Below are 22,389 nucleotides of genomic sequence, written 5' to 3' on the forward strand. Positions count from 1 at the left end.
CCTAAATATTAACTTCCTTAACCTTTAAATCCACTTCTACACCAGCAGAAAAAGATAAATCTGCAAGCATCTTCATCATAGTAGAAGTAGGATTATGTACAATAATTAACCGCTTAGAAATTCTCATTTCAAATTGCTCGCGAGATTTTTTATCAACATGAGGAGACCTATTAACAATAAATTTAGAATCTTTTCTTGGCAACGCAATCGGACCAGATAAATCTGCATTAAACTGCTTTAATTGATCAATAAACTCCCGAATACACTTTTCCAATAAAGAACAATCGAAAGCTTTAATTCTAATATATATATCTTGCTTCATCTTAGTTACTATACTCATTCTAAAATTTCCGAAACAACACCAGAACCAACAGTTCTACCACCTTCTCTTATCGCAAAACGCAATCCTTTATCCATTGCTATTGGTACTTGCAATTCCACTTCTATACTTACATTATCCCCTGGCATTACCATCTCCTTTCCATCTAGCAATTTTATGCTCCCAGTTACATCCGTTGTCCTTAAATAAAACTGTGGCTGATAATTTCCAAAAAATGGTGTATGCCTTCCTCCTTCTTCTTTCTTCAATATATACACCTCCGCATTAAATTTCTTATGCGGAGTTATTGTCCCTGGTTTTGCCAATACTTGCCCTCTCTCCACTTCTTCTCTCTTTGTTCCTCTTAGTAGTATTCCTACATTGAGTCCTGCACTTCCCTTATCTAGCAACTTCTTAAACATCTCAACACCAGTACATATCGTCTTTTGCGTCGCTTTCAGACCTATTATCTCTATCTCATCCCCTGTCTTTATCTCCCCCTTCTCTATTCTTCCTGTTACTACCGTTCCTCGGCCCGATATTGAAAATACATCTTCTATTGGCAATAAAAACGGCAAATCTATAGGCCTTGGAGGTACTGCCACATACTCATCTAACTTCTCCATCAATTTATCTATTGATTTCTTTCCATACTCACTACCATCATCCTCTAATGCTTTTAACGCAGACCCAACTATCACAGGCACTTCATCACCTGGAAATCCATACTTACTCAGCAACTCTCTCACTTCCATTTCCACCAAATCTATCATATCAGCATCAGCAACATCAGCTTTGTTTATATATACCACGATATATCCAACACCCACTTGTTTTGCCAGCAATATATGCTCTCTCGTTTGTGGCATCGGCCCATCAACCCCTGACACTACCAATATTGCTGCATCCATCTGTGCTGCACCTACTATCATATTCTTTACATAATCAGCATGTCCAGGGCAATCAACGTGTGCATAGTGTCTCTTTTCTGTTTGATATTCAACATGCGCTGTTGCTATTGTTATCCCTCTCTTTCTTTCTTCTGGCGCTTTATCTATCTGATCATATGCTACAAAATTACCATAATGCTTTGTTATCGCCGCTGTTAACGTTGTCTTCCCATGATCCACATGTCCTATCGTTCCCACGTTTACATGCGGCTTTCCAAATGCTTCTACTATCGCTGTCATAACTTTAACTCTTCTACCTAAAATACAAATACATCAATAAATAATATGTTGATTTTATATAAATACAACAAAAAAAAGAGCGGATAGTGGGAATCGAACCCACGTCACTAGCTTGGAAGGCTAGAGCTCTACCATTGAGCTATACCCGCACAATGGAGGAGGTAGGATTCGAACCTACGTACGCTCACGCGGACAGATTTACAGTCTGTTACCTTTAACCACTCGGTCACTCCTCCACAAAAATCTGTTAAGAGAACACTACCTTAACTTAAGTTTTATTATCCCTAATATTAAACATCCAAATCCAAAAGATCAAGTAATAAAAGCTAATCTAACTGATTTCAGTTAGATTTTACTTTTATATAACAAAATATTATCAATAAAACGCCTAAATAAATAATGTGAATCATGCGTACCTGGCGCTTCTTCTGGATGGTATTGAGCAGAAAAGACTGGGTAATCCTTCATCATTATTCCCTCTACACTATTATCAAATAGAGAAATATGAGTAACTTCAACGTTACTTGGAAGAGAAGCTGAATCAACAACAAAACCATGATTTTGGCTAGTTATCTCAACTTTTTTACTCTCCAGATCATAAACTGGATGATTACTCCCTCGATGACCAATATCCATCTTAACAGTCTTTGCCCCCAAAGTAACTGCAAGTAATTGATGGCCCAGGCATATACCAAAAACTGGTATTTTAGATTTCACAATAATTTCTATTTCTGAAATTACACTCTCTCCTATCTCTTGTGGATCACCAGGGCCATTTGAAAGCACTATACCATCTGGATTCATGCTTAATATTTTGTGAGCAAAACCTGTATCTGGTTTGACTAATTCAACCGTACAATCAAGTTCTACTAAGCGTGAGATTATACTATTTTTTACACCGAAATCAACAATTACAACCCTATATTTTGCATTAAGAGCGCTTTGAAAGTTATTACTTAAACTGACTTTCTTAGTTATTTCTATTCCATTTACAGATTTGTATTTCTTCAATTCATCTAATATATGTGCCTCACTTGACGGACATATCATTCCATTTTGAGATCCATGTTTTCTCAAATATCTCGTCAAAGCTCTAGTATCAATTCCCGATATCCCAACTACATTATTTTTCTCCAACCAATCATTTAAACTAATATATGAAGAAGAGTGAGACATAGGAGAAAGTTCACGCATAATCACACCACTTGCAAAAACTTTTTCTCCTTCATTATCTTTGTGATTTATTCCAACATTACCAATATGAGGAAAAGTGAACGCTATTATTTGATCAGCAAAAGAAGGATCGGTTATAGTATGTTGATACCCGGTCATACCAGTGGTAAAACAAACCTCACCTATACATTTACCTTTTTTACCTATCGATTTTCCCAAAAAGCACTTGCCATCTTGTAAAACTAAAGCTGCATTCTGCATTTAACTCTCTCTTAAACTCATTTAATATTATATAAGAATTTTAAATAACATGCCAAAACTCAATCGCAAACTTCTCCACACAAAAACATCTTGACTATCGCATGTTTCATATTATATGAATAAACTGTTAATGAAAGTGGAGGGTTGCAATGCCTAATAATACAGATCAGTCTAAAAAAATAAATGAGAAATGGTTATTTATAGGAGGTGCTTCACTGTTTCTTGTAATAATGCTACCATCAATTTTTCTCTTAGCAAAAATAGCTATGATGTTTGTTATAATCTCAACTACAGCAATAGCAATAAAAATTGCCTCAAAAGCAATATCAAACGTTTTAGAGGATAAAGAGAATCAATCAACACAAAATAAAATTATAAACCTAGCTATTGGAGCAGTGTCCATACTTGCAGGTGGGCTATCATTACTTATTACAGCAAAAGTTGGTTTCATCGCAATATGCTCAACTATAGCTATTTTAGCTCTGTATGAATATATTAAAGATGAAAAAATAGGTAAGGATATAAATGATAAATTCGATGAAATAGCTAACAACACGGCTGAGTTTTGTGTAGACAGCATTGAAAAACTTATTCCATCACAAAGCCAAGGAGTGTGATCTTTTATTTATAAATAATTAAATTTGAGATACATGGCTAACGTACAAAAACTGAAACCAGTACTTCCTTTCTTGTCATCCTAGTAATGGCTTCCATCATCAAAAATGTTGTATTACTTTTATACTCGCAAATCTAACTGGATTTCAGTACTGGAATGACAACAAAGAGGCTACCTAAATGACATATTCAATCTCTATACAGATGTACGTCATGTTCATAAAATTACGATAAAAATTACTTGACAAATTCTGATAGTCTTTTTACTATTCGTAATGAAGGTGTTCTAGAGTTTGGAATCTATTTTCGTCTGCATGCTTTTCAATTCAATTAATCTATAATCTTCAGTTAAAATATATTTTAGCTATACTTCGGTCGTAGCTGTATACATTTTTTTGAATCTTTTTTTATTAACAGGAGGATCATTATGTTTAAAATTCTGAATTACGCATATCATTAACCTGCATGTCTTTAAAGGACAGATGGTACATATGTCCTTTTTATATTATATTTTATAGCAATATCATGTATCACTTTACGCCCCAGTCTTTTTCAAATATTGCGAGCCCTTGATCAGTAAGTGGATGATTAATTAATTGTCTAAGTATTTTTGCTGGTACAGTAATTGAATCAGCGCCAATCCTTGCAGCTTCTATTACATGTGCTGGGCTTCTCACTGATGCAACAAGAACTTTTGTCTTAAAATTATAATTAGAATATATAGTGCATATATCTTCTATTAGTGATAAGCCATCATAGCTTATATCATCAAGGCGACCAACAAAGGGAGAAATAAAACAAGCACCTGCCTTAGCGGCAAACAGTGCTTGTCCAGGAGAAAAACATAACGTGATATTAGCAGGTATTTTATGTTCTGTCCACAACTTTTTACAAGAAATTAATCCTTCATGTGTAAGGGGTAACTTTACTACGATATTACTAGCGATTTTTGCTAACTTAAGGCCTTCCTTAACCATATCTTCATGGCTATCTGCAACAACTTCAACGCTAACAGGCCCCTTGATAATAGAGCATATTTCACGCACTAAATCCTCGTATTTATCTTTACGCCCAGACTTTGCTATTAAAGAAGGATTAGTTGTTATGCCATCAATGAACTCTTTTAGTTCTTTAATTTCATTTAAATCAACACTATCAAGAAAAATTTCCATATTATTATCCTGTTCAAAACCTATTTTTACAAAATATTGTCATCTTTGGAAAGTGTTAAATAAAATCGGATTTTTAACTCAACTCAATTCTAAGTCTGTTAGGAAAGAAAATATTGAACTGAGACACAGTATACCTCTGGTAATAAACATGAATTAGTTGCAACAGAATTAGCATACCAAATTTCTGAAGTTTACTAGCTTTACGTTCAATAGAAATTCTTGCATAGCCTAAAACTTAGTGCTACTATTAGTATAGTAACACAAATAGATAGTGGGGAACGATAAACAAAATGACTAAGATCGAGTTTAACGCTCGCAATTAAATTCAACTAAAAAGGTTAATATAAAAGGAGTTAATCACTCCTAAAGTAAATATATTACCAGAACAATATAGTAAGTGGGGTATACTATGTCAGCAAAATTCTTGATATTGAAAAACATATTAGCAGAACTGAAAAGAAAAAATAGCATTACTGTTTTAGAAGAATACTATCAGGACAAATGGGAATTTTATGACTTGCTAATGGATTTGACAAATGATGAAAATTTCAAGCAAGCATATATAGATAACTCTTTCAGCAAGAGCTTTAAGAAAGATTTTGATCACTATACAGAATTAGCAAATCAGGCAAAAAAAACTGTAAGTAAGTATTTTAGAAACAAAGACATAGACCTTCGAGCTTTTTATGCAAAAACTAACAACTCTGATAGAGTGTTAAACATTAATCTTATTAATTACAATAGAAGTGAGCCAATAAGAATTAGTGATATCTTGCAGCAAGAGAGGGATATTAGCACATTGAATATTTATTGCGATAAAAAGCATGACATATACGCTTACCGAAAAGGTAAGGAAAGACATTATGAATTTAAAGAGGGTGCATATTATGAAATGACAAGCACTTGGTCTTTGCAGGACAAGGATGGAAAAACTGTTACCTGTACTATGGTTATGAATGTAAGTAATTCTGGTATAACTAAAGTACTACAGTTTAATGGTAAAGATTTTAAATCGCCACCTGAGGAGTTTTGGAATTTAATAAGACAAAATGAGGAATTATATATTCAAGGCCTCTCTCTACACGATGTTGTAAAAGCATTATTGGGAAAGAATAAAGATGCTCCAGCTGTTATTAATCTGCAAAATAATGAACATATCGTAATCAATAAAGATGAAAAGATGAAAGATCTTGAAAATGATCCTAAAAGCAATCCTATTCTTTCTTTCACTAGCAACAATGTATCAGAGGTTAATCCACAGCAGATTGCAACTCAGGCAATTGCAACTCAAACAGAAGTTAATTCACAGCACACTGAAACTCAGACAGAGGTCTCTGTGCAACACGTTAAGACTCAAACAGAAATTGGCTCTCAAGAAACCGAAACTCAAACAAAGGTTAATTTACAAGAGGCTGCAATTCAGACAGAAATTGCTGTACAACACATTGAAACTCAAACAGAAATTATCCCTCAACAGTCTGAAGCTCAGAACTTACAAGAGGTTGCAACTCAAATAGAAGTTAATTTACAGCACATTGAAACTCAAGCAGAGGTTACTGTGCAGCACGCTGAAACTCAAACAGGAATTGGCTCTCAAGAAACTGAAACTCAGACAGAAGTTAATTTGCAAGAAGCTGCAGTGCAAACAGAAGTTAACTCACAACAACTAGATCAAAAGCTTACAAAAGCTGAACAAGAAATTAGAGAATTAAATGAACTGAGGAACAATTTACAATATAGGCTCGACAAGGCTGAGCAAGAATTTGAAGAGTTAGAAAAGCATAATAGTGATTTACAGAATGAACTTGGAAAAGAAAAGCAAGAAATTAGAGAATTAAACGAGCAGAGGAACGATTTACAATATAGGCTCGACGAGGCTGAGCAAGAAATTAGAGAGTTAAATCAGCAGAGAAACAACTTACAATGTAGGCTCGAAGATGCTGAGCAAAAATTTGAAAAGCATAATAGTGATTTACAGAATAAACTTGAAGAAGAAAAGCAAAAAAACGTAAAATTGCAAATTGGACTAACACAAAAAGATGAGAAGCTAGAAAATATATCAACAGAGCTGCAAGAGAAAATACAAGAACTTGAAAGTGCACATGAAGGAAAGAAAGATCTAGAGAAAAAGTTAACAATTGCTAATGCAAAAAATGAAAAACTGGAAGATAAATTGAAACAGTTTAAAAAAGCGGAAGAGGAAGCAGGAGGTATATTAGATGAAAATTGGAAAGATATACAGGATTTAAAATCTACAATTCGATGCTTAGATTATAAGTACAACACAAATCTGGAATCTTATAAACAAGAGGTAGATCAGCTAAAGCAGGAATATGAAGAGTTAAAGAACGAGGTAGAGCTTAAAGATGAGCAAATTAAGAAGTATAAGCAACAGTTGTCGCAGAAGAGAGAAGAAACAAAAGAGAATCAATTACTGAAGTCAAAGATTAAAGAATTGGAAGAATGTAATGAGCACTTGACAGAAATAATTGGAAATAAAGCTCTGGAAATTGAAAGAATAACTAGAGAAAGAAAAGAGCTAAACGGTACAGTGCAATACTTAAATAGCCAAGTAGAACTGTTAAGTCCAGCAATTGATCAAGTACTTGTTAATAAAAAGGAAGTTTTTGATAATAATTCAAAAATGTTTTACCAGCTTACAGAGAAAATTGATGATTCAGAAAAAAAATCTAGGTCTTTAAGCCTTGATAGCGCATTTCATAGCGATCACTGTAATTCACTTCTAGACTTAATCAGCAGTCCCTCAAAGGTGTGTAGCCAAAGTCAGCTTGCAAGTGTTTAATACTGTTCAGATGTATGTGAAACCAGTGCTTCTTCTTGTCACCCAACTCTTGTCACTCCAGTGCGTGACACTGGGATCTAGTTTTTGGACATTGTTTTTGACATATGTTCTTAAGAACTATTGTTTACTGCATGATTTGCAAATACTTTTTATATCTGGATCCCAGTGTCACGCACTGGGATAACAAGAAAGAAGATACTGGAATGACATCTTCCCTGAACCATAATGTTCGTACAGTTGTGTGTCAACTACCTGAACAACAAACGTGGAAATGACAAGAGTAAACTCATTTCTTGAACACAAAAAGAGCCCCTAAAGAGATTTGACATCAAGATAACTTAAATATATACCAACTCTCTTATTTTTTAATGATTCCTCATCATGAGTCAAATGATCAAAAACCTGAATTTGATTTGTTAGAATGCTACAATCATTATTTATAACCTCTAATACACCATTGTCAATTACAACTTTCTCCTTTATCTGGTTACTCATTTGAACAGTAATTATACTAGGCAATAAATAAATTAAATAAGGGGAATGGTAGGCTAAAATCATCAATTCCCCTTTAAGCCCGTTCACTGAAAGAGAAACTACTTCATCGAATGAAATTCGATTATCAGGAGAAAAAAATTGCACCTTAAAAGTGTTCATAATCTTTAATGTCCGGCTCCAACTTCAGCTTTTATTGATTCAGCCTTTTCTATTGCTTCACTTATACTTCCCACCATATAAAAAGCAGCTTCTGGCAGATGATCATATTTACCTTCAATAATTCCTTTAAAACTAGAAATAGTATCAGAAAGTGAAACAAATTTGCCAGACATGCCAGTAAATACCTCCGCAACATGAAAAGGTTGAGAAAGAAACTTCTGAATTTTACGAGCTCTATCAACAATAATTTTATCTTCATCAGATAGTTCATCCATACCAAGTATTGCGATAATATCTTGCAGCGACTTATAAGTTTGCAATATACGTTTCACCTCAGAAGCCACATTATAATGTTCTTCACCAATGATTTCAGCAGATAAAGACTGAGAAGTTGAGTCAAGTGGATCAACAGCAGGGTATATACCCATTTCAGCTATCTGCCTTGACAACACTGTGGTTGCATCAAGATGAGAGAATGTCGTTGCTGGAGCTGGATCGGTCAAATCGTCTGCAGGAACATATATAGCCTGTACAGAAGTAATAGAACCAGCAGTAGTTGAGGCTATTCTCTCTTGCATAGCGCCCATATCAGTCGCAAGAGTTGGCTGATAACCAACAGCCGACGGTATTCTTCCAAGCAAAGCAGAAATTTCAGAGCCAGCTTGAGTAAAACGGAAGATATTATCTACAAAAAATAGAACATCTTGATTTTCATGATCACGAAAATACTCTGCCATAGTTAGTGCTGTTAAAGCAACCCTAGCTCTTGCTCCAGGAGGTTCATTCATTTGACCATAAAGCAAAACGGCTTGAGATTTTTCGTGCTCATTTATATCTATTACATTCGAAGTAATCATCTCGTTATAAAGATCATTACCTTCACGCGTTCTCTCTCCTACTCCGGCAAACACAGAAAATCCTTTATGAGCTTTTGCTATGTTGTTAATCAGCTCCATTATCAGAACTGTTTTACCAACACCAGCTCCACCAAATAAGCCAATTTTTCCTCCTTTAAGATAAGGAGCAAGAAGATCTATAACCTTTATTCCTGTAACTAAAACTTCTTCCTGTATCTTCTGCTCGGTAAAACTTGGAGGTGATCTATGTATAGGTTCTAAATTATACTTTCCTTTTAAAGGACCACACTCATCTATAAGCTCTCCTACAACATTAAAAATCCTTCCTAAAGTTGAGCGTCCAACCGGAACTGATATTGGTGCACCTGTATCAACAAACTCATCACCTCTTGACATACCATCTGTGCTATCCATAGCAATGCAACGAACTATATTGTCACCTATATGTTGTGAAATCTCTAAAACTAGCTCCTTGCCCTTACATTTTAGTTTGCTTTTTAAAGCATTAAATATCTTAGGTAACTCGCCTTCAAATTTTAAATCAACAACTGCTTGAGTTATTTTAACTACTTTACCTGTACTCATCTCTTTCATCACCTAACACTACAATTCTATAAAAGAACTTCTAAAGAAAATAAATCTTATATTATTAACAGAAACTTTGCAATATTAAAACACTTACTAGTTACGTTTCATTATAAACAATGCAAATGCATTCAATAGCCAAGTAATAACAAACAGCACCAAACTAAGCGCATAAGCAGCAAGAGTTTGCACACTATTGAAATCCTGATCTCCGGTAAGTAATGTAGCAATTTGTACAGTGATAGTAGTAACTGAATTGAGAGGATTAAAGGTCAAATTTGCATTGATTCCCACAGCCATTAGTACAATCATTGTTTCACCTATCACCCTTGAAATTGATAATAAAACTGCACTTAAAATTGTAGGAATTGCATAAGGTATTGTTATATGCCATATAGTTTCCGCTGGTGTTGCGCCAAGCGCCATAAAACCATAACGTAAACTTTTTGGAACAGATCTTATAGCATCTTCAAGCAAAGAAATAATAAAAGGAAGAATCATTATTCCAATCGATAAACCAGCAATCAAAGCACTTTCTGAGTGTATACTTAGATTAAAAAAATTCGCTACCTGCTTTATAAAAAAAGACAAAAATACAACTGAGAAGTATCCATATACAACAGTAGGAATAGCAGACAAAACCTGTAAGGCTGTATTAATAACATAACGCACTTTTTCACTCGCATACTCACTAATATATATTGCAGAAAATAAACCAAGCGGCACCGCAACTAACATTGCTACAATAGTTATAAGTAATGTCCCCACTAAAAGTGGCGCTATACCAAAACACCCCACCTCTCCTTCACCAATAATAGCTACATTATGCTTCCATTTTAAGCAAAATAAGAATTCTGAAATAGCGACTTTGTTAAAAAAAGAAATGGACTGAATAAAAATAGATAGCATTATAAATAAAGTGATAAAAAGTGATATGGTTAAAGCCATAAATAACAAAAATTTTACCATCTTATTTCTTTTATCTTTAAAGATAAAAATCAGCATAAAAAAAAGTAACGCTATAGAAATAGAAATTATAAAATAACCACCATAGAGTGCTAACAAACAAGCTAACATCCAAATACAACTCAAATATATATAAGACTTAACTTTACTTACTGCTTGAAACCTACTCAAACAAAATAAAAGGATTAGTAAAACAGGTACGCCTATAATTAAATTCATTTTTCCATATATCAAATTTTATTCAATAAGAATGCTATAGAAGTTGACCATTATTTGACAATAGAGCAAAATAATTTAAAATAAATAGTCATATTAATATAAAAACAATGAAAAGAACATTACAAGCAAAAAATTTGATAAGAAAGCGTAGACACGGATTTCGTTCACGTATGTCAACAAAAGCTGGAAGAAAAATCCTTAATAGGCGCCGTTCATTAGGGTGTAACAAATTATGCGCATAGTAAGTATAAAAAAAAAGAGTTTTCCTTTGCCTTTAAAAATAGATTAGCACCTGACAGTCTTTTTTATCGAGGGGTATATATATCACTATATGCTATAAAAGAAAGAGAACCTGAAAAGTATATTCATGTTATTAGAGTAGGTCTGGCTATCAGTAAAAAAGTCGGAAAAGCAGCAAAAAGAAATAAAATAAAAAGGCAATTACGAATGCTAGCTAAAGTTAGCATTTCTAATATAAGTAATGTAGGATGCTATTACATAATACTAACCCATAAAAACATTATGCAAGCAGGCTATAAAAATTTACAAAAAGACCTCAATATTTGCTTAAAGAAAGATAAAATAAGAAGAAATTTTCACTAAAGTATTTACAGCTATATTTTTTATGATAAGATAAGTAAAGTTTTTAAAAATAAATTAATAGATGTGGGTGCTTGATGGTAGAGAGTATAAGAAAACAAGATAAAAAGCTCGATACAAATAATGCTAAGGAGAGTTTTTATAAATATAGAGAGTCTAGCTATCGCACACAATGGGGAATGGCATTTGAACAAAGCCTATATTTAGAACAAAATAAGGATAATCCTAGAGGGAAATTGCTAAATTTGAATATAGAAGCAACTTATTACAATAAGAGAATAGTTTGATAAAAGTAAAAGTACCCGTTCAGGGGAGTGGTTCAAGAAACGATAGGCAGGGAATTGTACAGTTCTCTTTGTTTTCATGTTAAGTATAATGAAATTATCCTTTCAAGTTCCTCGCTCTGATTACGTAAAATATGAGCTTTTACAGTAAGCGATATAATGCCTAATTTGCTGTTCAGTATGGTAGTGGAATACTTTCTGATTTACTTAAAAATTTCACATCATTCTTTCGGATTTTAAAATATTTTTCGCAACTTGAGAAGCTCCAGTTGCTTCAGATAGGTAGCTTTAAGTAATACCTTATACGTTTTGCAACTTTCTTACACTTCTGTTAAAACATCTCTTTCACTTTTTAATAAAGCTTTTTTTTAGCACAAATAATTCAGTGAATGCGTTTTTTAAGTAACAGCCCAGAATTTTAACTTCAATAGTTCAACTATGTTTCAAAGTACCTTGCTAAGGGTATCCAATAAATTTACCTTTTTTATCAGCAAAATAATTGTACGCTGCATATCTGTCAGCGACTATTACGATTGCAACATACACTGTCTTTTAAAATCTTCTTTCCCTTTAAAACTTTCAGTATTGCTTGAGCACTAACCAAGCTTATTTTAATGATTTATTAAATACTGCTATCTCTCCTCCTCGTTTGCAAATAGGTAACAAATTCTACTTTTATTTTAAAGTTTTCGCAGAGTTGTAAAAGATCAGTTATATTACCTCACAGCTACTCTATGTTTACCTTGTTTCATCGCTCTACTGAACAGATATAAATAAAAAGAAATTTTTATAAACTTGGCAACGACCTACTTTCCCTTTTTAAGTATCATCAGCGCTAAAAAGTTTCACTTCCGAGTTCGAAATGAGATCGGGTGGTTCATTTTTGCTATAGCCACCAAGTCAACAAAAATTTCTGACTTAACAAATTTTAATTTAATATTTAACACTGCATATGCACATATAGAAAGCAAATAAATCAATCAGGCTATTAGTACCAGTTAGCTTCACATGTTACCATGCTTCTACACCTAGCCTATCAACGTGGTAGTCTCCCACGGCCTTAATTGGGAAATCTTTTTGAAGAGGGTTTCTTGCTTATATGCTTTCAGCAATTATCCCATCTATACATAGCTACCCAGCGATGCTATTGGCATAACAGCTGGTACACCAGAGGTATATCCATCTCGGTCCTCTCGTACTAGAGTCAGATCTTCTCAAATTTCCTTCACCCACGGCAGATAGAAACCGAACTGTCTCACGACGTTCTAAACCCAACTCACGTATCACTTTAATCGGCGAACAGCCGAACCCTTGGGACCTTCTCCAGCCCCAGGATGTGATGAGTCGACATCGAGGTGCCAAACGGTGTCGTCGATATGAACTCTCGAACACCATCAGCCTGTTATCCCCGGCGTACCTTTTATCCGTTGAGCGATAACCCTTCCATACAGAATTACCGGATCACTATGACCGACTTTCGTCTCTGCTTGGCTTGTCAGCCTCGCAGTCAGGCAAGCTTATGCCATTGTACTATCAAGCTGATTTCCGACCAGCTCTAGCTTACCTTCGCACGCCTCCGTTACTTTTTAGGAGGCGACCGCCCCAGTCAAACTACCCACCATACAATGTCCTAGTTTCAGATAATGAAACATAGTTAGATATTAAAAATGTAAAAGGTGGTATCTCAAGGTCGACTCCATTACAGCTAGCGCCATAACTTCAAAGTCTCCCACCTATCCTGCACATCACATTTTTAATAGCAATGTAAAGTTATAGTAAAGGTGCACGGGGTCTCTTCGTCTAACCGCGGGTACCCCGCATCTGCACGGGGAATTCAATTTCGCTGAAATGATGTTGGAGACAGTGGAGAAATCGTTACGCCATTCGTGCGGGTCGGAACTTACCCGACAAGGAATTTCGCTACCTTAGGACCGTCAGTGTTACGGCCGCCGTTTACTGGGGCTTCAATTCAGAGCTTGCACTCTTCCTATTAACCTTCCAGCACCGGGCAGGCGTCAGACCCTATACTTCCACTTACGTGTTTGCAGAGTCCTGTGTTTTTAGTAAACAGTCGCTACTCCCTATTTTGTGCCACCTACTCATAGTTGCCTAAAAGCAGGTTACCCTTCTTCCGAAGTTACAGGTATAATTTGCCGAGTTCCTTCAACATCATTCTTTCAACACCTTAGTATACTCTACTCATCCACCAGTGTCGGTTTACGGTACGGCCTCATAAATATAAGTGCTATTTCCTGGAGCTTCTTTTAAGCATAGATCAATCCAATAAGACCTATACAAATACAAAACCCGTCACACTTAAGAGGTTTAGGAATATTAACCTAATTGCCATCGACTACTCCTTTACGGACTCGCCTTAGGAACCGACTAACCCTACGCAGATTAACTTAACGTAGGAACCCTTAGATTTTTGGTGAGAGTGTTTTTCACACTCTTTTACGCTACTTATGTCAGCATTCTCACTTCCGATATCTCCAGCAGTTTTCACAAACCACCTTCACAGACTTACGGAACGCTCCGCTACCGCGCCTACTAATCGAAATCAATAAGCACCCACATCTTCGGTATACAGCTTTAGCCCCGGTACATTTTCGGCGCAGAAAAACTTATTTAGACAAGTGAGCTGTTACGCTTTCTTTAAAGGATGGCTGCTTCCAAGCCAACCTCCTAGCTGTAATGGTTTTTCTACTTCCTTTCCCACTTAGCTGTAATTTTGGGACCTTAGATAGTGATCTGGGCTGTTTCCCTTTCCACCACGGACTTAGCACCCATAGTGTGTCTGCTGTATAATTAATTATTGGTATTCGGAGTTTGGTTAGATTTGGTAAGATGATGAATCCCCCTAGTCTATCCAGTGCTCTACCCCCAACAACATAAATACAACGCTCTACCTAAATAGATTTCGCGGAGAACCAGCTATTTCCAAGTTTGATTGGCCTTTCACCCCTAATCACAACTCATCCAATAATGTTGCAACATTAACTGGTTCGATCCTTCAGTATGTTTTACCATACCTTCAATCTGGTCATGACTAGATCACTTGGTTTCGGGTCTAATCCATAAAACTAAACGCCCTATTCAGACTTGCTTTCGCTACGCCTACACCTAACGGCTTAAGCTTGCTTCATAGATTAACTCGCTGACCCATTATGCAAAAGGTACGCTGTCACTCTAAATATCAATAAATTGATATAGAGCTCCAACTGTTTGTAAGCACTTAATTTCAGATTCTATTTCACTCCCCTCCCGGGGTTCTTTTCACCTTTCCCTCACGGTACTTGTTCACTATCGGTCGTTAAGGAGTATTTAGGCTTGGAGGATGGTCCCCCCATATTCAAACAGGATTTCACGTGCCCCGCTCTACTCAAGGATTTAAAAACTTTCTATTTATACAGGACTATCACCTTCTATGGTTACCATTTCCAGAGTATTCTAATTCTTATTTTTAAACCACTAGCCTTTTCCGCTTTCGCTCGTCACTACTAACAGAATCTCGGTTGATTTCTTTTCCTTTGGCTACTTAGATATTTCAGTTCACCAAGTTTGCTTTATATACTTAGTATATAATAACTAGCTAAGCTAGTTGGGTTTCCCCATTCGGAAATCTGCGGATCAAAATTTGTTGACAATTTCCCACAGCTTATCGCAGCCTGCCACGTCCTTCATCGCCTCTTAACGCCAAGGCATCCATCAAGTGCTCTTAATAATTTATTTATCTGACTATATGTAGAATATGCAGAGTTAAATATTAACTTACAATTGAATTGAGATTAAATAATCTCTACCATAAAACTTTTCAAACATCTAAAAACTAATCTTTTATATGTTACAATCTGATAAATCATATGTCAACGCCTTTTTATACAAAACATTTACCTATTATTATCAACAATCTTAAACAGTAAAATCTGAGAAATATTCTATAAATTGATATGTACAGAAAAATTAATGAAAAAGATATTTTGTAAGATAAAATGTGTTAAAATTAGTTACCTAAAAATGACAATGAACATTTGGAGTATTTCTAATGTATGAAAAGTAATCTATCTCTTATAAAAAACTTTGCTTTAAATTTTATATCTAAGCTTACTGGCTTATTAAACATTAAAAAAGTAAAAAATTTCATTATGGATAAATACAATACTCTCCATAAAGAAACTATAGTGCTTCTTGAAAAATCTAAAAACCTGTTAAATACCAACATTGAAATCGGGTTATATCACTTCTATAAAGGTAATATATCAGATGCAAAGTTAAGATTTTGGTTAATTAGCATATTCTACCCCAATTTACCTATAATCTGGTATAATATTGGAAGATGTCATTTTACAGTAGGAAATACTAATAAAGCTTATAATTATTTAACAAAGACGTTAAAATTAGATAGTAGTCACAAAGAAGCTTCTTACTACTTAAAAAAAATAACAAACACATCAGATATCGTAGAATTGCCTAAAAATCTCATAAAGCAATATTTTGATTACACAGGTGAATATTTTGTTGAGCATTGGCTAATTGCCAAACAATACAGAGGGCATGAACTCATACACATGATAATTACAAAAGTCTTTAACAACTCCACTTCTGAACTGAATATACTCGACCTTGGTTGCGGTACTGGAATATGTGGTCACTTCCTAAAAATAAGTAATATTAGAAGTCGCATAACAGGAGTTGACATCTCAAATAGAATGCTCAATATTGCAAGAGGATGCCTTATAAAAGGTAAACCTGTTTACGATGAGTTAATACATACAGAAATGAAAGAATTTCTTAAACAAGAGAAGAATCAGCAATATGATGTAATTATCTTTGCTGAAGTGCTACACTATCTACATGATTTTCTAGCAGAATTGGAACTAGCAAAAGGATTGACAAACAAAAAAGGGATTATTGTATGTTTAGTAAGAAGAAAGGAAAGTAAAGGTATTGACTTTGTAAACAAAGGAGATTATTTTCGTCACTCAGAAGATTATATTCAGCATGTTGCAAAAGAAACAAATATGCAAATAAGTCAAATGAGTTACTGTAAAATATATGGCAGCCAAGTTGATGGTATCTTGTTTGCATTACAGTATCCACAAAAAAATTTAACAACTTAATCGAGAAATCACTCAAATAAATTTCTATATTATCATAAAAGGAGCCTTATGAATTACATTACTATTAATTACGCAAAAGATAGTAAATTAACCGATTTTGGAAAAGCAGTTCTATTGGATAGGTATTTAATAGAAAATGAAAGTTATCAAGATCTCTTTATACGTATTGCTAATTACTATTCTGATGATAGAAAACATGCACAACGTCTTTATGATTACATGAGCAACTTGTGGTTCATGCCTTCAACACCAATACTTAGTAACGGCGGTACCAAAAGAGGATTGCCTATTTCCTGCTTTCTTAATGAAACTGAAGATAGCTTGAAGGGAATAGTTGATCTATGGAATGAAAATGTTTGGCTCGCTGCACGTGGTGGTGGAATAGGTAGTTATTGGGGAAATTTACGTTCAATTGGTGAAAGTGTCAAAGGTAGCGGTAAAACATCAGGAATTGTGCCATTTATCGTAGTACAAAATGCTCTGACGCTTGCAATCAGCCAAGGATCCTTAAGAAGAGGAAGCTCAGCAGTTTATCTTCCTGTATGGCATCCAGAAATAGAAGAGTTTCTAGATTTACGTAAGCCAACTGGTGGTGACCCAAATCGCAAAGCATTAAATATACATCATGCTGTAATAGTAACAGATAAGTTTATGAAAGCTGTTGAAGATGATCAAGAATGGAATTTAATAAGCCCTCATAACAATAAAGTTATTTCAACAGTAAAAGCACGGGATATATGGATTAAAATATTAACAGCAAGAATTGAAACTGGAGAACCTTATATTATCTTTCTTAATGCAACAAATAACAATAAACCAGAACCTTACAAAAAGCTCAATTTAGATATCAAAATGTCAAACCTATGCAGTGAAATAACTTTAACTACAGGTTACGATCACCTGAACAAGTCACGCACTGCTGTATGTTGTTTATCATCCGTAAATCTTGAATACTACGAAGAATGGAAAGATAATGAGCTTTTCATAGAAGATATAATGCGTTTTCTTGATAATGTATTAGAGGATTTCATAAACCAAGCACCAAATGAAATACAGCGAGCAAAATATTCCGCAATAAGAGAGCGTAGTATCGGTCTTGGCGTGATGGGTTTTCATTCATTTTTACAAAGTAAAATGGTTCCTTTTGAATCAGTAACAGCCCAACAATGGAATAAAAAAGTATTTAAGCATTTGCGCGAGCAAGCAGATGTAGTTTCTAAAAAATTAGCAGAAGAAAAAGGGCCATGTCTTGACGCTAAAGAAATCGATCTAATGGAAAGGTTCACACATAAGCTCGCTATTGCTCCAACTGCCTCAATTTCGATTATCGCAGGCAACACTTCCCCTGGAATAGAGCCATATGCAGCAAACGTATTTATACAGAAGACATTGACAGGTTCATTTGTAGTACGAAATAAATTCTTGCAAAAACTACTAGCAGAAAAAAATCAAGACAATGATGAAACATGGTCCTCAATTTCAACAAATGAGGGTTCTGTTCAGCATTTAGATTTTCTTAGCAAGCATGAAAAACTGACATTTAAAACAGCATACGAACTTGATCAACAATGGATCATAGAACATGCAAGTGATAGAACTTCTTATATTTGTCAATCTCAATCAGTAAATCTGTTCTTACCTGCCAATGTGCATAAACGTTACTTACATAAAATACATATGCTTGCTTGGAAAAAAGGATTAAAGAGCTTATACTACTGCAGGTCACAATCAATGCAGAGAGCTGACAAGATTTCTCATGATATATTCAAAAAAAGCGAAATACTGCAGCAAAAAACAGATATTAATTATGATGAATGCCTATCATGTCAGTAGACTGTACATACCTTACTGTCACAAAAATACAATTGTACAAAAGTTATGTTTTCAAGGCAATTCAGTTGTCGTCCAGTATTCTCTTTCCCGTCATTCAAGTAATCCTCACCAACATCCAAACACTCCTCCTCTTGTCATCCCAGTGTCGAGCACTGGGATCCAGGTATAAAAGTGCTTGCAGACCATACAATTGGCAGGGGATTTTAGGAATATATGTCAAAAACAACGTCTATGATAAAATAGCCTGGATTCCAGTGTCAGCTACTCGAATGACACCTTGCCTTACAGAACGTTCTTACAGTTCTATATCACACTACAACTTATTTGTTTATTCTTGGTTTTAAAGGAAATCTAATAGATGCTATATAGAAATCCAGATGAATTTCTAAAGTCTATTCCAAGAGATAAACGTATAATGTGCCTTGATATGGGAGAAAAACGAATAGGCGTAGCATTTAGTGATAAAACACAGCTTATAGCTACAGCTCATAGTATATATTATAGAAGAAATATGAGCAAAGATTTAGGTTATCTACATAGAGTACTTAAAGAAAATGAAGCTGGATCAATGGTAATAGGACTACCATTCAAAATAGATGACCAAGAGACTGAATGGTGTAAAGCAATAATCCAGTTTGCAAATAAAATAATAAAAAAATGTAAAGTACACATATACCTACAAGACGAAAGTCTATCAACATCTCTTGCAACTCACGCACTAAAAATTACTGGAATATCAATCACAAAATCAAAAAAAATAGATGATAAAATTGCTGCATGTATTATTCTGCAACGAACGTTAGATAAGATAAATACCATCAAATAGTTTTTTTAACTGAATTCATGTAAAACTATTCAATAAAACAAGAATTTCTCGTATAAGCATGACAAATTGCTGTAGCAAGAGCATCAGCAGTATGGTGACATTTTATATTTGAGCTTTTAACTATTTGCTTTACCATAAATATAATCTGACCCTTATCAGCATGACCATTTCCAGTAATGCTCTTTTTTATATAGTTTGCATCATATTCATTCATGGGTAAATCCGTCATTTGTAATACTAAAATTGCAATCGCTCTTGCATATCCTAAAGTTAGCGAAGATTTTGGGTTCTTATTAACAAAAATTTTCTCTACTGCAGCTTCATTTGGAGAGTATAGAGAAATTACTTTCTTTAATTCTTCAAAAATTATATGTAAACGCTTACCTGTACCCAACTTACTATCAGTTGATATGGCACCACCACCCAAAAATTCAATACTATTTTTTTCTTCCAGATTGATAATTGCCCAACCAGTTTTGCTTATTCCTGGATCTAGACCTATTATCTTAATCACTTAATAAATGCTGAGCCAATAAACAAACAAAAATAAAAATATCCAAACTACATCAACGAAGTGCCAATACCAAGAAGCAAACTCAAAACATAAATGATCTTGAGGTGTAATCTGATTTTTTCGAGCTCTAAATAAACATACTGACAAGAATATTATCCCTATTATAACATGTACACAATGAAAACCAGTAATCATGTAAAAGTTGGATGTATAGATAAGTTTCTCTCCCGCTTCTTGTAGAGAAAAACTTGCTTCATAATACTCAATTGCTTGCACTATTATAAAGAACATCCCAAGCAATATAGTTATAGACAGCATTTTAATCATGCTCTTTTGATCATTTTCAAGTAAAAAATGATGTGCTGAAGTAATCGTTGTACCAGAAAGTAATAATATTAATGTATTCATGAATGGTAATGACCACGGATCCGGTGGTAAAATCCCTTCAGGGGGCCATTCAACTTTTTTTGTAGGAGAAAACGCTTCAAATAAAAAAACCGGATCAAGCCAGGCTTTAAAGAATGAACAAAAGAACGCTATAAAAAACACAACTTCCGAGAGGATAAATAAGTACATTGCAAGCTTGAGTCCATGTTTTACAATGGCAGTATGGCATTTATCATAAATTGCTTCTCTTATTACATCTCTCCACCAATAAAACAGCACCCCTGATACCGCAGAGATTCCCAAAACTAAACCAAATATTCCAGAAATTTGTTTATGGAGTGTACCAACTAATCCAAGTGCAAGAACAAGAATTGCTGCTGATATAGCAATTGGCCAGGGACTTGGATCTACTAAATGAAAATCATGTTCTTTACTTTTCATATCATCTTCAAAAATACGTACCAAGCATACAAATTAGCTTAAAATTGTCAATATTTCTTAAAATCTTGATCAAATTTTGAAAAATTATATGCGCTATTCCAAAAGCCTAACTCAAATTGTGCAGTTATTTTAAATAATTCTAGCATTCTGGTTCTTTCACTTTCTCCTACTTTGTTACAATATTCGTCAACAATATCTTCCAAAGCAACACATCCAGATTCCATCAAGCTACTGCCAAAAAAATCAAGCCAATCCTTATACCTATTATTTTTTTTAATTTTATTTCTCATATTATCAACAACAATTTTATATATGAAATGGCAAGAGTAAAGAACTGTTACAGCTTCATAAACATCGCTATATGAAGTAGACAAAAGAAAGTTAGTAAAATTGAAACACTCAAGCGACTTTTCTCCACGATTTATGGAGTATACAGTAAAGTAGTGGTCGTATAACACTCTCATAATCTCTATTCCTCCTTTAGCCACCCCAATCAATGGAACAATGTTATTACAACTCTCCATTTTTGATGCAATCATTAAAACAGTACGAACATAATCAGCTAAAAAGAATGCATCTTGTTGTATATAAAATTTGAAGTTTTCTATGTTTAAAGTATTATTTGCTAATTCAACATTAAAAGGATGCTCAATAATATCCTTTAAAAGATTTGACCCATAATAGCTCTTAATTATACCACTGAACATCACATAAACTAGAATATAATTTAGTGTTAATACTACAGACTATGCTAGAGAATACATCTCATCCCAAAACAATATTTCTAGCTCTAAACCTCTCTTAAAAAACTCATGCATCCTTCTTTTTTCACAATCGCCAGCTTTCTTATAAAATTTATTCATAACATTAGTAAACTCATCAATTGCAGCATTCATTGCTTTGCTATTGTAAATATTGATCCATCCTTCGTACTTGCTATTTTTAACCTCATCAGGTGTTACCTCACTCATCATATTATGTAGAATGATTTGGTATATGTTAAAGCAAGGGTAAGATGCTGATAAAGCTTCAGCAACAGAACTGTGATATGCAGCGCGCATGAAAAAGTCAGTAAAGGCAGAACAGGCTCTTGATTTTTTGTGATTATCAGATAAATCACAATCTCCAAAATGTTCTTTATATTGCCTCCGAACATCAAATGTTCCTCTTGCCACATTTATTAAGCTGCTCATTATTTCAATGTCATGAACTTTAGCTGCAATAATCAATAAAGCACGAGTACAGTCCACTAAATATAAAAAATCCTGCTGAAGATAAAATTTAAACTTTTCATAATCTAGCGTATTGTTCATCAATTCAACATTGAAAGCCTGAACAGACGAAATCTGTAAAACCAAAAAGAAACTCTTTCTCTTTACTTTATGTTTTTTGGATATAGTTTTACGAAGAAGCGCTTCTGCAGCTATAACCGAAACAATCAATGGTGCTATAAATGCCCGTTTGAAAGCATGGTTTTGGGGGAAACGGTAAAGCCATTGATGGAGTTCTTTCTGGACTACCTCGTTTAGAAGATTGTATAACCTAACCGTCCCAAGCTGAAGTGCTTCTT

The 22,389-nt window shown here is 34.4% G+C and carries 18 protein-coding genes, 2 tRNA genes, 2 rRNA genes and 2 pseudogenes; 8 read left to right on the forward strand and 16 right to left on the reverse strand.

The window, feature by feature from the left end; translation table 11 throughout:
• Position 1: 1 nt before the first annotated feature.
• From rpsJ to carA, 5 genes are all read right to left on the reverse strand, one after another.
• Positions 2–322, reverse strand: a complete 321-nt coding sequence (gene rpsJ, locus LB100_RS03910; protein ID WP_264337275.1) for a 30S ribosomal protein S10 — start codon at positions 320–322, stop codon at positions 2–4.
• A gap of 14 nt (positions 323–336) precedes the next feature.
• Positions 337–1,509, reverse strand: coding sequence for an elongation factor Tu (tuf, locus tag LB100_RS03915; protein WP_264336932.1), 1,173 nt, complete (start codon positions 1,507–1,509; stop codon positions 337–339).
• A gap of 78 nt (positions 1,510–1,587) precedes the next feature.
• A tRNA-Gly gene (locus LB100_RS03920) sits at positions 1,588–1,658 on the reverse strand.
• Positions 1,659–1,662: 4 nt separating this feature from the next.
• Positions 1,663–1,745: transfer RNA gene (locus LB100_RS03925), tRNA-Tyr, on the reverse strand.
• Positions 1,746–1,854: 109 nt separating this feature from the next.
• Positions 1,855–2,943, reverse strand: a complete 1,089-nt coding sequence (gene carA / locus LB100_RS03930) for a glutamine-hydrolyzing carbamoyl-phosphate synthase small subunit (protein WP_456201505.1) — start codon at positions 2,941–2,943, stop codon at positions 1,855–1,857.
• A gap of 149 nt (positions 2,944–3,092) precedes the next feature.
• Here carA and LB100_RS03935 point away from each other — a divergent pair, with 149 nt between their 5' ends.
• On the forward strand, positions 3,093–3,560 hold the full coding sequence (locus tag LB100_RS03935; RefSeq protein WP_264336930.1) for a hypothetical protein: 468 nt from the start codon (positions 3,093–3,095) through the stop codon (positions 3,558–3,560).
• A gap of 528 nt (positions 3,561–4,088) precedes the next feature.
• Here LB100_RS03935 and fsa read toward each other — a convergent pair.
• Positions 4,089–4,730, reverse strand: coding sequence for a fructose-6-phosphate aldolase (gene fsa / locus LB100_RS03940; RefSeq protein WP_264719969.1), 642 nt, complete (start codon positions 4,728–4,730; stop codon positions 4,089–4,091).
• A gap of 409 nt (positions 4,731–5,139) precedes the next feature.
• Here fsa and LB100_RS03945 point away from each other — a divergent pair, with 409 nt between their 5' ends.
• Positions 5,140–7,533: a hypothetical protein gene (locus LB100_RS03945; protein WP_456201506.1), complete on the forward strand. Its 2,394-nt coding sequence runs from the start codon at positions 5,140–5,142 to the stop codon at positions 7,531–7,533.
• Between the two features lie 312 nt (positions 7,534–7,845).
• Here LB100_RS03945 and LB100_RS03950 read toward each other — a convergent pair whose 3' ends face one another.
• The 3 genes from LB100_RS03950 to pstC all read right to left on the reverse strand — a co-directional run bounded on the left by LB100_RS03950 (position 7,846) and on the right by pstC (position 10,814).
• Entirely contained in the window at positions 7,846–8,187 is a 342-nt protein-coding gene (locus LB100_RS03950) for a F0F1 ATP synthase subunit epsilon (protein ID WP_264336926.1), read from the reverse strand.
• Between the two features lie 5 nt (positions 8,188–8,192).
• Entirely contained in the window at positions 8,193–9,629 is a 1,437-nt protein-coding gene (atpD, locus tag LB100_RS03955) for a F0F1 ATP synthase subunit beta (protein ID WP_456201513.1), read from the reverse strand.
• A 96-nt stretch (positions 9,630–9,725) separates the two neighbouring features.
• The gene (pstC, locus tag LB100_RS03960) at positions 9,726–10,814 is read right to left on the reverse strand and encodes a phosphate ABC transporter permease subunit PstC (protein ID WP_264336925.1); all 1,089 of its coding nucleotides are present in this window, start codon (positions 10,812–10,814) and stop codon (positions 9,726–9,728) included.
• A 107-nt stretch (positions 10,815–10,921) separates the two neighbouring features.
• Between pstC and rpmH the strand changes: the two genes are divergently transcribed.
• The 3 genes and pseudogenes from rpmH (at position 10,922) to LB100_RS03975 (ending at position 11,701) form a co-directional block, all read left to right on the forward strand.
• Positions 10,922–11,056, forward strand: a complete 135-nt coding sequence (gene rpmH / locus LB100_RS03965) for a 50S ribosomal protein L34 (protein ID WP_264336924.1) — start codon at positions 10,922–10,924, stop codon at positions 11,054–11,056.
• Positions 11,057–11,078: 22 nt separating this feature from the next.
• Positions 11,079–11,417: pseudogene (gene rnpA / locus LB100_RS03970) on the forward strand (ribonuclease P protein component); the annotation flags it as partial.
• Positions 11,418–11,491: 74 nt separating this feature from the next.
• The gene (locus tag LB100_RS03975) at positions 11,492–11,701 is read left to right on the forward strand and encodes a hypothetical protein (protein WP_143689147.1); all 210 of its coding nucleotides are present in this window, start codon (positions 11,492–11,494) and stop codon (positions 11,699–11,701) included.
• A gap of 74 nt (positions 11,702–11,775) precedes the next feature.
• Here the strand turns inward: LB100_RS03975 and LB100_RS03980 are convergent.
• From LB100_RS03980 to LB100_RS03990, 3 genes and pseudogenes are all read right to left on the reverse strand, one after another.
• Positions 11,776–12,269 (reverse strand): annotated as a pseudogene (locus LB100_RS03980) (IS66 family transposase); the annotation flags it as partial.
• Positions 12,270–12,491: 222 nt separating this feature from the next.
• Positions 12,492–12,598 (reverse strand): 5S ribosomal RNA (rrf, locus tag LB100_RS03985).
• Positions 12,599–12,665: 67 nt separating this feature from the next.
• Positions 12,666–15,430, reverse strand: a 23S ribosomal RNA gene (locus LB100_RS03990).
• Between the two features lie 317 nt (positions 15,431–15,747).
• Here LB100_RS03990 and LB100_RS03995 point away from each other — a divergent pair.
• The 3 genes from LB100_RS03995 (at position 15,748) to ruvX (ending at position 19,477) form a co-directional block, all read left to right on the forward strand.
• Complete coding sequence (locus LB100_RS03995) at positions 15,748–16,818, forward strand: methyltransferase domain-containing protein (RefSeq protein ID WP_456201507.1); 1,071 nt, start codon at positions 15,748–15,750, stop codon at positions 16,816–16,818.
• 48 nt (positions 16,819–16,866) lie between these two features.
• A complete protein-coding gene (locus tag LB100_RS04000) occupies positions 16,867–18,651 on the forward strand; it encodes a ribonucleoside-diphosphate reductase subunit alpha (RefSeq protein ID WP_456201508.1) in 1,785 nt (594 codons plus the stop codon).
• A gap of 358 nt (positions 18,652–19,009) precedes the next feature.
• Complete coding sequence (ruvX, locus tag LB100_RS04005; protein WP_264330588.1) at positions 19,010–19,477, forward strand: Holliday junction resolvase RuvX; 468 nt, start codon at positions 19,010–19,012, stop codon at positions 19,475–19,477.
• A 25-nt stretch (positions 19,478–19,502) separates the two neighbouring features.
• Here ruvX and ruvC read toward each other — a convergent pair whose 3' ends face one another.
• The 4 genes from ruvC to LB100_RS04025 are packed head-to-tail and all read right to left on the reverse strand — an operon-like array spanning position 19,503 to position 22,177.
• Positions 19,503–19,991 carry a crossover junction endodeoxyribonuclease RuvC gene (gene ruvC, locus LB100_RS04010; protein WP_456201509.1) on the reverse strand — a complete coding sequence of 163 codons (489 nt, stop codon included), beginning with the start codon at positions 19,989–19,991 and terminating at the stop codon, positions 19,503–19,505.
• The gene (locus LB100_RS04015; protein ID WP_019236912.1) at positions 19,992–20,819 is read right to left on the reverse strand and encodes a cytochrome c oxidase subunit 3; all 828 of its coding nucleotides are present in this window, start codon (positions 20,817–20,819) and stop codon (positions 19,992–19,994) included.
• Positions 20,820–20,866: 47 nt separating this feature from the next.
• The gene (locus LB100_RS04020) at positions 20,867–21,526 is read right to left on the reverse strand and encodes a TenA family protein (protein ID WP_264719965.1); all 660 of its coding nucleotides are present in this window, start codon (positions 21,524–21,526) and stop codon (positions 20,867–20,869) included.
• A gap of 39 nt (positions 21,527–21,565) precedes the next feature.
• Positions 21,566–22,177, reverse strand: coding sequence for a TenA family protein (locus LB100_RS04025; RefSeq protein WP_456201514.1), 612 nt, complete (start codon positions 22,175–22,177; stop codon positions 21,566–21,568).
• Between the last annotated feature and the right edge of the window lie 212 nt (positions 22,178–22,389).

Source organism: Wolbachia endosymbiont of Protocalliphora sialia, assembly GCF_053891855.1.